The sequence below is a fragment of the Duganella sp. Dugasp78 genome (assembly GCF_059491455.1).
Genome location: NZ_CP168506.1, coordinates 3,868,078 through 3,881,827, shown reverse-complemented (window position 1 = coordinate 3,881,827; position 13,750 = coordinate 3,868,078). Strand labels below are relative to the sequence as shown.

Genomic DNA, 13,750 nt, shown 5'->3' with positions numbered 1-13,750 from the left:
CGTATATGCTGAGAACTGGTCTGTATGACGATTCCCCCCAGAAAGCACACGCAAATGAAGCGCCGCTCCCTGATACGGCTGGCATTGCTAACCTGGCTGCCCGCCCGGGCCGCGCCGGGCCAGCCGGTGATCAACGTCTCCACCCTGGTCGGCGACGATCCCGCCACGGACGTCGCCGAGCAGGTGTTGCGCGAGGCCTACCACCGGCTGGGCTACAAGCTCGAAGTGCACCGCCTGCCGGGCGAACGCACGCTGATCTACGCCAACGAGGGCCGCATGGACGGCGAGCTGTACCGCAAACTGGGCATGGACCGCAGCTACGGCAACCTGGTCATCGTGCCGGTGCCGCTGCTGACCTACGAAATCGTGGTCTTCACGCACGGCACCAATTTCATCCTCAACGGCTGGGACAGCCTGAAGCCCTACACCATCGGCCACGTTCGCGGCATCAAGATCGTGCAGGAAAACACCATCGGCATGAAGACCGAGGCCGTGCCGACCATGACCCAGGCCTTCCAGAAAATGATGGTCGGGCGCACCGACGTGGTAGTCGGCAACCGCCTGTCCGGCATGGCCGTGATCAAGAACCTGAAGCTGGACGAGGTGGCGATGCTGTCGCCGCCGCTGGCCTCGTTCCCGGTGTACCACTATCTGCACAAGTCGCGCGCGGCGCTGGTGCCCCAGCTGGCCGCCGTGCTGCGCCAGATGCGCACCGACAAGGTGATCGAGAACATTCAGCAACATGTCTCGAACGGCCCCGCCTGAGGCCGCGCTACATGCCGTGCAGGCGCTTGAACAGGCCGACCAGATCAAGATACTGCACGCCGACATACAGGCCGATGCCGGCGGCGACCAGCAAAGCCGTAACCACGGTGGATTTTTTCATGACGCTTCCTTTCACAGGCTGACAAGAGATTGATGAATGCTGAGACGTGAGGCCGACCATGCCGGCAGGCCGCTCGCCAGCAAGGCGCCCAGCAGGACCAGCGCCGCCCAGGCCAGCGCGCCGGCGCCCGACACGGCCAGGGGAAACGCCAGCCCGAACAGCAGCTCGCCGAGATAGGCGCCGATCGCCGCCGACAGCGGCAGCGACAGGGCGAACGCCAGCGGCACGCTCATCAGCGCCACCAGCACACCCTCGCACAGCACATTGCGCAGCACCACGGCGGAACTGGCGCCGATGCTGCGCATGATGCCGAACTCGCGGCCGCGCTCGGCCACGTTGCTGCCCATCGCCGAGCCCAGTCCGAACAGGCCGACCGCCGCCATCAATAGCGCGATGAACAGCATGGCCGCGATCAGCAGGTCGAAATGACCGTCGACCTCCTTGCGCAGCATGGTCTCGGTCAGGTTCATGCGGACGTCGATGCCGGCGGCGGCCAGCGTGGCGCCGATCCGGCGTGCCGCCTCGGCGATGCCCGCTTCGTCACGCGCGCGCAGCACGATGCGGTAGCTGGCGGCCTGCCCGGCGCGACCCGCCATCCGCGCATAGGTCGGCGCCAGGACGAACACCGTGGCCGCCGTCATGTCCTGGCGCGCGATGCCGGCCACCCGCAGCGTCAGCGTGCGGCCATGGCCGGCGATGCCGATGTCGCCGCCCACCCGCGCCTGCGGGAAGAATTCCAGCGCGGCGCTGTTCAGCACCACCTGGTCCGGCTGGCCGGCGTCCAGCCACCGGCCGGCCAGCATCTCCAGCTTCAGCGTCGCGTTCTGCTCGGGCACCGCCTGCACCGTCAGCGTGCCGTGCGCGCCGTCCGGATAGACACGCTCGATCTCCAGGCCGTCCGCGCGCTGGCGGGCCACGCCGCTATGCTCCCACGCCTCGATCAGCGCCACCTGCGGCAGCGCGCCGAGCAGCTGGGTGACCTGCGCGACCGGCGCCGGACGGGCCAGCAAGGTCTCGATGTCGTAGTGGCGCTCTGCCGCCGCGTCGACCAGGTGCTGCGCGGACGCGGCCCGGATATTCAGGCTGCTCATGTACATGGCGCCGGCCAGCGCCAGCAAGGACAGCGTCAGCAGCAGGCGGCCGCGCCGGCGCAGGCTGTTGCGCAGCGCCAGCAGCAGGCTGCGGTCGACCAGGGGCAGGCGGTCCAGCCAGGCGGCCGGCGCGGCGAAGCGCTGGCCGTGGCTGCCGCTGTCGCTGATGGCCGCCTGCACCGTCGCCGCGCTGGCCTGCGCGACCGGCACCGCGGCCACCGCCAGCGGCAGCAGCACGCCGGCCGCGATCAGCAGCAGATAGCACCAGTGCGGAACGGCGCCGCTGTGCATAGTGAAGTTGAGAAGCTGGTTCAGCACCACACGCGAGAACGCGCGCCCCGCCGCCAGCCCGGCCGACATGCCGAGCGCCGTGGCGATGGCGGCCAGCGCCAGTACCAGCGTCAGGTACAGGCCGGCGATCTGCGAGCGCCGCGCGCCGATGGCCTTCATCACGCCGATCTGGCGCCGCTGCTGCTGCAGCATGCCGCCCACCACGGTGGCCGTCAGCACCGCCGACAGCACCAACGCCACGCCGCTGAACACCAGCAGCATCGCCAGGATCGAGCTCATGACCTTTTGATGCGGATGCTCGCCCGGCGGCGGAATGCGGATGCGCTCCACCGCATGGCCGTTCTGCCGCAGCCAGACGGCCAGCCGCGCCACCGTCGCCTCGATGGCGTCGACATTCATGGGCTGCTCGCTGACGGTCAGCTTCAGCTGGCGCAGGCTGCCGTCCAGGCCCAGCGCGGCCACGCTGGCCGGCGTGGCATAGGCGTACACGGTCTGGCCGCGACTGGCCGGCGGCAACGACGGATCGTGCACGGTGCCGGAGACCAGCAGCGATTGCGGCGCACCGTGGCCGGTGCTGACGCTGAGGCGCTGGCCAATGCGCGCGCCGATCAGGCGCAGCGCGTCGCGCTCCAGCAGCAGCGATCCGTCCGGCGGCGGCCACGCGCCCTGCTCGCGATACACAGTGTTGATGCGCAGCTGATTAAAATCCTCCACCACGAAGATGGTCAACGGCAGCGCCGCGCCCTTGCCCTCACCCGCCAGCGTGACGCCGACCGTGCCGCTGGCCTGCGCCTGCGCGATGCCGGGGAAGGCGCGTATCGCCGCCAGCAAGGGCGCGTCGATGCGCTCCAGTTGCAGCGTGGCCGACGGCGGATTGGTGTCGAGGTAGTTACGGGTGGTCTCGCGACTGAGGATGGTGTAGCTGCTCAACATGGTGGCCAGCCCGCACACGCCAGCCGCCATCGCCAGCACCATCAGGGCCACGCGGCCCGGCGTGAGCGCGACGTCGCGCAACAGCTTGCGCCAGCGCGGGCTAAGCATGACGTACCCGGTTGGCGTGGAGGTCGACGCCGGCCGCGCTGGCGTGCGGCGCGCAGATCCGGCCGTCGGCCAGCGTGACGAGGCGCGTGAAGTACTCGCTGAAATCGCGTTCGTGGGTCACCATCAGCACCGTCTTGCCCTGCTCGACCAGGCCGGCGAACAGCTGCATGATCTGGCGCGTGGTGTCGCTATCGAGGTTGCCAGTCGGTTCGTCGGCGACCAGGATGGGCGCGTCGTTGGCCAACGCGCGCGCGATCGCGGCGCGCTGCTGCTGGCCGCCGGACAGCGCCGACGGCAGCTTGTCGGCCTGCGCGCCGATGTCGAGCTGCTCCAGCAACGCCAGCGCGCGCGCACGGCGCTGGCGCGCCGGGTAGGTGGCACAGAAATCCATCGGCAGCATCACGTTCTCGGCCACGGTCAGCGTCGGCAGCAGCTGGAAGAACTGGAACACGATGCCCAGATGGCGGCCGCGCCAGCGTGCCAGCTCCGATTGCCGCATGCTGTGTACGGCGGCGCCGTCTATCCAGACTTCGCCGGAGGATGGCGTATCGATGCCGGCGGCCAGGTTCAGCAGGGTCGATTTACCGCTGCCGGACTTGCCGACCACGGCCACGAACTCGCCGGCCCCGACCTCCAGGTTGACGCCGTCCAGCGCCATCAGGCTGCCGGCGCTGCTGTCGTAACGTTTGCTCAAATCGCGCAAGACCATCAAGGGTCGCGCCGCTGCGGATATTGTCATGGTTGATTCCCGTCGATTTAATAACACAGCAGCCATTAAACCGACGGGGGATTGCCACTTTATCTCCGTCGTGTGAAGATTTGTAAAGTAGCCAACTTTGTGGACAGGACGATGCAACACCCCGGTTTAGTAATCCTTCCTAAACTGCGCCACGCCAGCATGCTTTCCGCGAATTTGCCACCTGGGTGGGTGAAAATGCCGCAATCAAAACAAGCAACCGCCGTCAGTTTCATAAACGGCGCGCAAAAACCAAAATGAAACCTACCTATTTCCTGCTACTCGCTTTGACCGTGCCTCTCGCCCACGCGCGCGACATCAGCGTCAGTTCGCCCGATGGCGCGCTGGTCGTCAGCATCAGCGACGATCGCGCCAATCCGACCTATCGCGTGACCTATCGGGGCGTGCCCGTCATCACGCCGTCCCACCTGGGCATGGTGTTCAAGCGCGGGGCCTCGTTTGGCGAGGGCTATCAGATTGCCGCCACGGCCAGCGACAGCGCCGACACCACCTGGACCCAGCCCTGGGGCGAGCGCAAGCTGGTGCGCGACCAGCACAACGAGATCCGAGTCGACTTCGCGCGCACGCTCGACGCGCGCAGCAAGTTCACGGTGCGCTTCCGGGTGTTCAATGACGGCATCGGCTTCCGCTACGAGGTGCCCGAGCAGCCAGGCATGCCAGGCGAGATCGAGATCGTCGACGAAACCACCGAGTTCCAGGTCCCCGACGCCGACAAGACGCGCGCCTGGTGGATTCCGGCCCGCGCCTGGCGCGGCCTGGAATACCTGTACCGCTCCACGCTGCTGAAAGACGCGCCGCACGTGGAAACGCCGTTCACGCTGCGCCTGCCGTCCGGCGTGCACCTGTCGATCCACGAGGCGGCGCTGACCGACTACGCGTCGATGACGCTGAACCAGCAGCACGACGGCGTGTTCAAGGCCGACCTCACGCCGTGGTACGACGGCAGCCGCGTGAAGACCCGCGGCGCGTTCAAGACGCCATGGCGCACCGTGCAGATATCGCCCGATGCCAAGGGCTTGTTGAACTCCGACCTGATCCTCAACCTGAACGAACCGAACAAGCTGGGCGACGTCTCCTGGGTCAAGCCGGGCAAATACGTCGGCATCTGGTGGGCCATGCACCTGTGGCAGAAAACCTGGGCCTCGGGCCCCAAGCATGGTGCGACGACGGCCGAGACCAAGCGCTATATGGACTTCGCCGCCAAGTACGGTTTCTCCGGCGTGCTGGTGGAAGGCTGGAACGTCGGCTGGGACGGCGAATGGCAGGACAACGGCGACAGCTTCAGCTTCACCCAGCCTTACCCGGATTTCGACATGCGCCAGATCGCCGCCTACGGCAAGAAACTGGGCGTGGGCCTGATCGGCCACCACGAAACCTCGGGCGCGGTATCGCACTACGCCAGCCAGATGGACGCCGCATTCAACTACTACCGCGACAACAATGTCACGCAGGTCAAAACCGGCTACGTCACCGACAACGCCCGCATCAAGCGCGTCGACGCCGACGGCATCACGCGCTACGAATGGCACGACGGCCAATACATGGCCGGCGAATACCTGCATTCCGTGCTGGCGGCGGCCAAGCGCCACATCAGCATCGACACCCACGAGCCGATCAAGGACACCGGCCTGCGCCGCACCTATCCCAACTGGCTCACGCGCGAGGGCGCGCGCGGCCAGGAATACAACGCCTGGGGTTATCCGCCCAATCCGCCCGAGCACACGGCGCTGCTGCCATTTACCCGCATGCTGTCCGGCCCGTTCGACTACACGCCCGGCATCTTCAACCTCAAGCCGAACGGCGAGCAGTCGGAGAACCGCGTGCGCTCGACGCTGGCCAAGGAGCTGTCGCTCTACGTCGTGCTGTATAGCCCGATCCAGATGGCGGCCGACCTGCCCGAAAACTACGAGGCGCGACGCGACGCCTTCCAGTTCATCATCGACGTGCCGGCCGACTGGGAAGAGAGCCGCGCCATCGCCGGCGAAGTGGGACAGTATGTGGCCATCGCCCGCCAGCAGCGAGGCGGGCGCGATTGGTACCTCGGCGCGTTGACCAATGAAACGGCGCGCACGCTCAATCTCAAGCTCGACTTCCTCGCGCCGGGCCAGCGCTATCAGGCCGAGATCTACCGCGATGGCCCGGACGCCCATTGGGAAACCAATCCCTACGCCATCGTCATCGAGAAGAAGGCCGCAAAACGCGACGACATGCTGCCGCTATGGCTGGCGGCCGGCGGCGGCGCCGCGATCCGCTTCAAGGCGATCGACTAGCGCGATGTTTACTAAAACCGCACTAAACTCCGTCGTCCGCGCCGCCCTCGCCTCGCCGCCGCAGGCTTCGGATGCTATAAACAGCACAATAACAATACCAACTGGAGACGATCAATGACGCAACACCGCACCACCGGCCAGCTCGCGCTCAGCATCGCGCTGGCCATGACCAGCATCTGGGCCGGCGCCGCGCCCGCACCGGAACCTGGCTTCCCGGTCAATACCTTCATCGGCACCCAGGATGATGGCAATACCTTCCCCGGCGCCTCCGCCCCATTCGGCATGCTGCAACTGAGCCCGATCGGCGAGCACTATGCGGGCTGGCGCTACCTGGACCCGAAGATCCGCGGCTTCGGCCACTTCTTCCTGTCCGGCGCCGGTTGCTGGGAACAGGGCGGCCAGTTGTCGGTGCTGCCGGTGACCGGCGACATCGGCCCCGGCGCCAGCTTCGACACCAGCAAGCCGGCCAGCTTCGATCAGAAGAAGTACGCGTCCAGCTACACCCATGAGGGCGAAGTCGGCACGGCCGGCTACTTCAAGATCAAGCTCACCGACTACGGCGGCATCGTCGCCGAAACCACGGCGCTCACACGCGCCGGCGCGGAGCGCTACACCTTCGCGGACACGGCGCGCCAGGGCCATGTGCTGGTCAACGTCGGCCAGGCCAATGAACGCCACTCGGTGGTCGGCAGCACATTGCAGGTGGTTGGCGACCGCGCCATCGAAGGCAAGATCGTCACCAAGAGCTTCTGCGGCGGCGCCCAGTACGCGACCTGGTTCCGCATGGAGTTCGACCGTCCCTTCAGCACGCACGGCGTCTGGAGCGACGCCGGCGGCGCACCCGGCACCCGCGCCCTTAGCCAGCAAGGCGACAGCCGTCCGCACGGCGCATGGTTCACCTTCGACCTGAAAGACGGCAAGGCCGTCACCGCCATCAGCGCCATCTCCCACGTCGACGCCGAGGGCGCGCGCCGCAACCTGCACGCCGACGCCTACGCAGGCGCACAGCCGCTCAGCTTCGACGCCATGCGCGTGGCCTCGCAGCGCGCCTGGCAGAAGGAGCTGAACACGGTGCGCATCGGCGGCGCCGACAAGGATCAGCGCACGGTGTTCTACACCGCCCTGTATCACGCGCTGCTGCAGCCCCTGACGGGCAACGACGCCGACGGCCGCTATCGCGGCTACGACGACGCCCTGCACAACGCCGACGGCGCCACCTACTACGAGTTCTTCTCGCTGTGGGACACCTACCGCGCGCACAACCAGCTGCTGGCGCTCCTGCGCCCGCAGCGCGCGCGCGACATTGCCGATTCGGTGTTGAAGACCCGCGAACAAGGCGGATGGCTGCCGCGCTGGGGCTACGCCAACTTCGAATCCAACGTAATGACGGGCGACCCGGTGACGCCCTTCCTGGTCGACCTGTGGCGCTTCGGTGCGCTGAAAGGCCAGGAACAGCGCGCCTATACGGCGCTGCGTGAAAATGCCTTCGGCGTGCCGCCCTTCGGCAGCCGCAGCGAAGGCCGGGCCGGCAATCCAAGCTACCTGGCAAACGGCTACGTGCAGTACGACCGCGCCTTCCGCGCCAAGGGCATGGATGTCGATCCGCACCACGGCGGCTCCGCCACGCTCGAATATGCGCAGGCCGATGGCGCGCTGGCCTACATGGCCGAGGCACTGGGCAAGCATGACGACGCCGCGCTGCTGCGCCAGCGCGCCGGCAACTGGCGCAAGGTCTGGGATGCATCGGCGGACGACAAGGAACTGGGCTTCAAGGGTTTTCCGCGCGCGCGCATGAGTGACGGCACGTGGTTTGCGGAACTCGACGGCAGCTACAGTCCGCGCGCCGAACACGGCTTCCACGAAGGCACGGCATGGCAGTATCAATGGCTGGTGCAGCAGGATGTGGGCGGCCTGGTGGCGGCGATGGGCGGACGCGCGCAGGCCGCGCGCAGGCTCGACGCCTTCTTCGCCTACGACGCCTTGCGCAAGAATCCCTACGAGGCGGTACGCAAGGATTGGGTGATGGGGCCGTATAACTACTACAGCCAGTATCGCTATAACCCCAACAACGAGCCGGACCTGCATGCGCCGTGGATGTACACGCTGGTTGGCCAGCCGTGGAAGACCAGCACCGTATTGCGCGCTGCCGAAACGCTGTTCACCAACGCGCCGAACGGCGTTACCGGCAACGACGATCTGGGGACCATGTCGGCGTGGTATGTGTTCAGCGTGCTCGGACTGTATCCGTCGATGCCGGGCAGCGGACACTTCCTGCTGCATGCGCCGAAGTTCGCCAGCGCAGAGCTGGATGTGGGCAACGGCAAGACCTTGCGCATCAATAGCAACGCCGCCGGCGGCAAGGCTCAGGCACCGATGGCGATCGAGCAGGTGCGCTGGAACGGCCAGCCGTTGCAGCAGGTCTGGCTGGACTGGGAGCAGCTCAACGCCGGTGGGCAGATCCAGATGAAACTGGGCAGCGACGCCGCCGCGCACACCTGGGGCACGCAAGCGGACGCCCTGCCCGCCGATCTGCGCGAGCCGCGCAGCCAGTAACTACCCCGTCATTCCCGCGCAGGCGGGAATCCATGCCGAGTCTCTGACCACGCGGCGTATGGGTTCCCGCCTGCGCGGGAACGACGGTTATGGCGCTGCCGCCTTCCAATACCGGTCGATCCACTCCCCGTGCGTCGGCATCGCCGCGACGGCCTGCGCCAACGTCGCGCGCATCCCCTCCACGTACTGAACCAACTTATCTTCCGGCATATCGTCCACGATCGGATGGTAGCTTTGCGGCAGGATGCGCTGGCCCAGCATCACCTGCACCCAACTCGGCAACGCAAAGAAATCCTCGCCGTTGCGGAAGTAGCGCCCGTCGCTGCGGAACAGTTCCATCACCTCCCGCAAGCTATCCGGAATGGACATGGTGCAGCAGTAATCCCAGAACGGCGTGTCGTTACGTTCGGTCGCATGATAATGCAGGATCAAGAAATCCCGAACCCGCTCGTACTCGAACGCGGATTCGCGGTTGAACCGCTCGGCCAGCAAAGGGTTGAAATCGCGGCCGGGGAACAAGGCCAACAGCCGGCTGATACCCGACTGAACCATATAGATGCTGGTCGATTCCAGCGGCTCCAGGAAGCCGCTGGCCAGTCCCAACGCCACCACATTCTTGTTCCAGAACTTCTTGCGCATGCCGGGCGTGAAGCGCAACTGGCGCGGCTCGGCCAGCGCCTTGCCGTCCAGGTTGGCCAGCAGCGTCGCGGCGGCCTGGTCGTCGCCGAGGTGGCGGCTCGAATACACGTAGCCATTGCCGGTGCGGTGTTGTAGCGGAATGCGCCACTGCCAGCCCGCCTCGCGCGCGGTGGCGCGCGTGTACGGCGTGATCGGATCGACGCGTTCGCTGGGCACCGCCATCGCACGGTCGCAAGGCAGCCAATGCGTCCAGTCCTCGTAGCCGGTCTTGAGCGTCTGCTCGATCAGCAAGCCGCGGAAGCCCGAGCAATCAATGAACAATTCACCTTCAACGACCTCGCCGTTTTCCAGCCTCACCGACTCGACATAGCCATCGCCGGCGCGCTGATTCACGCCGACGATCTTGCCTTCGATGCGCCGCACGCCGCGCTGCTCCGACAGCTCGCGCAGGAAGCGCGCATACAGGCTGGCGTCGAAGTGATAGGCGTAGGCGATGTCGGCCAGCGGCGAATTGGCCGGCGCATTCCTGTCGCCGGGTACGAACTTTCCCTGCGGCGCCATGACGGTCTGCAGCGAATAATCGCCGATGGGCGCGGCACGTCCCGACTGGAACAGCTTCAGCCAGAACTGGTGGAACGGCAGCGGCCCCAGCGAGCGGCCTATGACACCGAAGCCGTGGATATAACTGTCGCCGATGCGCGACCAGTCCTTGAACTCGATGCCGAGCTTGATCGTGCCCTGTGTCCGTTTGACGAACTCGGTTTCATCGATGCCCAGCATTTGCGCGTTGAACATGCGGATGTGCGGCACGCTGGCCTCGCCGACGCCGACGATGCCGATTTCCTCGGACTCGATCAGCCGTACCGAAGCCTGCTTGCCCAGGTAAGTGGCCAGCGCCGCAGCCGCCATCCAGCCGGCGCTGCCGCCGCCAACGACGACCACGCGCTGGATGCGGTGGTCGGCGCCGCTCGGATTGGGAGTGTTTTTCATTTTTCGCTATCCCTTGCACAAGCAAAAAAGTCGGCAGTTGCCAGGACAGGCAACGCCGACGGGAACCCGGGGGGACGGGAGGAAGATCAGAACTTGTAGTTCAGGCCGAAGTACGCAATGCGGCCGGTGTAGCCACTGGAGTAGAAGCGATCCTTGGTGTCGCTACCCAGGTGCGAACGCGTCTCTTCCTTGGTGAGGTTCAACACCGAAGCGGTCAGGCTCAGTTCCTTGGTGATGTTGTACGCCACGTTCAGGTCGATCTGGCTGTAGGGTTCCTCATACACGTTCAAGCCGTTGTCCAGACCGTCTACCACTTCGCCGCGACGGTTGTACGAAGCACGCAGCAGGTACTTGTCGGTCTCGTAGAACACGGTGACATTGGCCTGGTTCTTGGCGCTACCAACCAGCGGCGACTTGCCGATTTCAGTGCCGTCGCCGAGAGTGATGGCGGCCTGATTGGTCTTGTTGTAGGTATAGTTGACCTGGAAGCCGAGACCGGACGCCAGCGTGTGCTGCGCATACATCTCGATACCCTGCGACACGCCATTGCGGCCGCCGGCCGTGGTCGAGTAGTTCTGCACCGTCACGGACTGACCGCCGACGTTCATGGTCACGTCGCGCACCACCGGCACCGAGAAGTTGCTGACGTTCTTGCGGAACAGGTCGGCGCCGAGCACGGAGCCGCGGTGGAAGTACCACTCCAGGCCCACGTCGAACTGAGTGGCCTTGTACGGATCGAGCTGCTTGTTGCTGCCCTCGCCGAACCAGCCCTGCTTGTCGCCGCCACCAATCAAACGGCGGTCGTTGACGTATTCCTGGCTGTAGTTCTGCAAGCCGCCCGGCGATGCGATGTCGCCATAGCTCGGCCGCGACACCACCTTGGACGCGGCCATGCGCAGCAGCAGGTCCGGGCGCACGTCGAAGGCCAGGTTGAAGCTCGGCAGCACGTCGTTGTAGCTGCGGTCGAGCGAGCTGAGCACGAACGACGAGGTATGCGCAATGTTGTCCGGCAGCCTGGTGAAGCCGCTGGTGCAACCGGAGCCGGCAGGTGCGCCGACCGCAGGCGCGCCGCCCGCCTGGCAAGGCGCCGGGCTGCCATTGGGGCCGTCGTAGAAGTAGTCGTTGTAGTTATCGACCCGGTCGGTCGAATCGGCATGCTGCCTGGTGCGCACCACGCGCAAGCCGACATTGCCGCGCAGACGGTCGGTCTTGATGTTGGCCTGGAAGTAGGTCGACGAGATCTTCTCGTTGACGTTGTAGACGAAGTTGTCTTCGTTGCGGGTCTGCATCTGGCCGTAGGTCTGGTTCAGGTAGGCGATGTAGGCTGGATAGTTAATCGCCGGGAAAGCGCTGGCGCTGATGCCGCCCGCCAGGTTGTCCAGCGACTGGCTGTACAGGAACTGCGGCTGGAACTTGTTGGCGGTGGAATCGCAGCCGGCCTGGTAGCGTTTGTCGTAGTTGGCCGGATCGGCGCCCTTGCACACCCAGTAGTTGTTGCCGGTGCTGCGGTGGGTGCCGCCGTCACGGTACTTGCCGCCGAATTGCAGCGAGTCCAGCCAGTTGCTGTCGCTGTGCCAGGTGAAATCGGCCTGGGCGTATTTCTGCTGGGTGCTGTTGTGGGTCCACGAGGAACTGGTCGAACCGAGGTCGATTTCGCCGATGCCCTTCTGCAGGTTCGCCATCAGCTCCGGCGAGAAGGTCATGGTCGGCTTGCCGGCCGTGCTCCAGGCGCTGGCGTAGTTGCCGAGGGTCCAGCTGCCGTCCGCGTTTTGCAGGCGCGGCTTGATCGGCATGGCGAATTGCAGCTCGGGACCGCCGCCGGCCCAGGTACGGCCGCCCTTGATGGTGGCGTCCAGCGACTCGCCGTGCCATTCGGCTTCGAGGTCGGCGGTTTGCGACAGCGCCTTTTCACGGTTGTAGCTGCCGGTGATCTGCGGCGTCGGGATGGTGCAATCGTCCGGACCGAAGCCGCCGGTGTTGGTCAGCCCGCCGGCCTTGGCCTGGTCTCCGCTGCAGTAGTACTTCTTGCCGGCATGCGCGCTGTATTGCGCGCCGGTGACGATGGTGCCGCTGCGGTCGAAGGTCAGGCCGTCGAGCATGCGGCCGCCCGGCCAGTTGCCGTCGCCGTCATAGCGGGCCAGATTCCATTCCGGGATCTTGAGCGTGTTGGTCTGCGAGTTCTGCGACAGGTCGAAGCGGAAGTAGTTACCCGTCACGGTCAGGTTGCGGATCGGCTTGGCCTGCAAGGTCAGCTGCCCGCCCTTGCGCTCGCGGTCCTCGGTCTTGACGTCGAAGTTGAGCGACGTCGGCATCATGAAATTGGTGTAGTGCTTGCCGTTCTGGTCATTGAAGCCGGACTGGCCCCACCAGTAGCTGTTCATGTTGGACGGCTTGCCGTTGACATCGGTGGCAGGATGCGCATCGTAGTCGTCGCCATACCACTGCCAGTTTTCAACGCCGGCGCCCATGGTGCGGGTGGTGCGTTTCTGCTGCGTGTAGCCGACCAGCACGCCGAAACGGTTGCCCTCGTCGTGCCAGGCGTACTGGCCTGAGAACTGGCCGTCGGTCTTCTTGCTGGTGTCGGCCCAGGTGCCTTCGGCGGAAACGAAGCCGGTGCCTGACTTGACCTCCAGCGGACGGCGCGTATGCAGGATCACCGTGCCACCGATGCCGCCTTCGTCGATGCGCGCTTCCGGCGTCTTGAACAGCTCGGCGCTGGACAGCATGTTCGCCGGCATCAGCATGTAGTTGAAGGAACGGGTCGGATCGCCGTTGGACTCGGCCGTGGCGATGTAGTTGCCGTTCAGTTGGGTCAGGGTCAGTTCCGACGACAGGCCGCGGACGCTGACGTTCTTGCCCTCGCCGCCGCTGCGGTCGATGATCACGCCGGGCACGCGCTGCAAGGCGTCGGCCACGTTCTTGTCGGGGAACTTGCCGATGTCTTCGGCGGTGACCACGTCGACGATGGCGTTGGCGTTGCGCTTCTGGTCGAGGCTTTTCTCGATCGCGTAGCGGTAGCCGGTGACGACCACCGAGTCGACCGGTTTGGCGTCGGCATTCTTATCGGCCGGCTTGTCGGCGGGCGCGGTTTGCGCGTGGGCGCTGGAAAGGGTCATCAGGCCAAGGCTCAAGGCCGTGGCGATCGGCGTCTTGGTCCAGCGGCGCTGCCGTGCAGCGTGAGGGGTTTTGAACGTCATGTACTGTCTCCTGGTCGTGTGCCCAACGAGGGGCT

The 13,750-nt window shown here is 65.8% G+C and carries 7 protein-coding genes; 3 read left to right on the top strand and 4 right to left on the bottom strand.

The features are described 5' to 3' along the window. Positions 1–54: 54 nt before the first annotated feature. Complete coding sequence (locus ACEN9O_RS17210; RefSeq protein ID WP_495613077.1) at positions 55–765, top strand: substrate-binding periplasmic protein; 711 nt, start codon at positions 55–57, stop codon at positions 763–765. A gap of 132 nt (positions 766–897) precedes the next feature. On the opposite strand, the gene ACEN9O_RS17205 is transcribed toward ACEN9O_RS17210, so the two are convergent. Both ACEN9O_RS17205 and ACEN9O_RS17200 read right to left on the bottom strand, forming a co-directional pair. Beyond that, positions 898–3,309 (bottom strand): ABC transporter permease, encoded by a 2,412-nt coding sequence (locus ACEN9O_RS17205; RefSeq protein WP_495613076.1) that lies wholly within the window; start codon positions 3,307–3,309, stop codon positions 898–900. Continuing rightward, positions 3,302–4,048: an ABC transporter ATP-binding protein gene (locus ACEN9O_RS17200; RefSeq protein ID WP_495613075.1), complete on the bottom strand. Its 747-nt coding sequence runs from the start codon at positions 4,046–4,048 to the stop codon at positions 3,302–3,304. Before ACEN9O_RS17200 ends, ACEN9O_RS17205 begins: the two co-directional genes overlap by 8 nt. Before the next feature lie 254 nt (positions 4,049–4,302). Between ACEN9O_RS17200 and ACEN9O_RS17195 the strand changes: the two genes are divergently transcribed. After that, complete coding sequence (locus ACEN9O_RS17195; RefSeq protein ID WP_495613074.1) at positions 4,303–6,336, top strand: glycoside hydrolase family 97 protein; 2,034 nt, start codon at positions 4,303–4,305, stop codon at positions 6,334–6,336. A 114-nt stretch (positions 6,337–6,450) separates the two neighbouring features. Continuing rightward, positions 6,451–8,889, top strand: a complete 2,439-nt coding sequence (locus ACEN9O_RS17190) for a GH92 family glycosyl hydrolase (RefSeq protein ID WP_495613073.1) — start codon at positions 6,451–6,453, stop codon at positions 8,887–8,889. Positions 8,890–8,976: 87 nt separating this feature from the next. Here the strand turns inward: ACEN9O_RS17190 and ACEN9O_RS17185 are convergent, their stop codons facing one another. Both ACEN9O_RS17185 and ACEN9O_RS17180 read right to left on the bottom strand, forming a co-directional pair. After that, positions 8,977–10,518, bottom strand: a complete 1,542-nt coding sequence (locus ACEN9O_RS17185; RefSeq protein ID WP_495613072.1) for a tryptophan halogenase family protein — start codon at positions 10,516–10,518, stop codon at positions 8,977–8,979. An 86-nt stretch (positions 10,519–10,604) separates the two neighbouring features. Next, positions 10,605–13,715: a TonB-dependent receptor gene (locus ACEN9O_RS17180; protein ID WP_495613071.1), complete on the bottom strand. Its 3,111-nt coding sequence runs from the start codon at positions 13,713–13,715 to the stop codon at positions 10,605–10,607. Positions 13,716–13,750 lie beyond the last annotated feature (35 nt).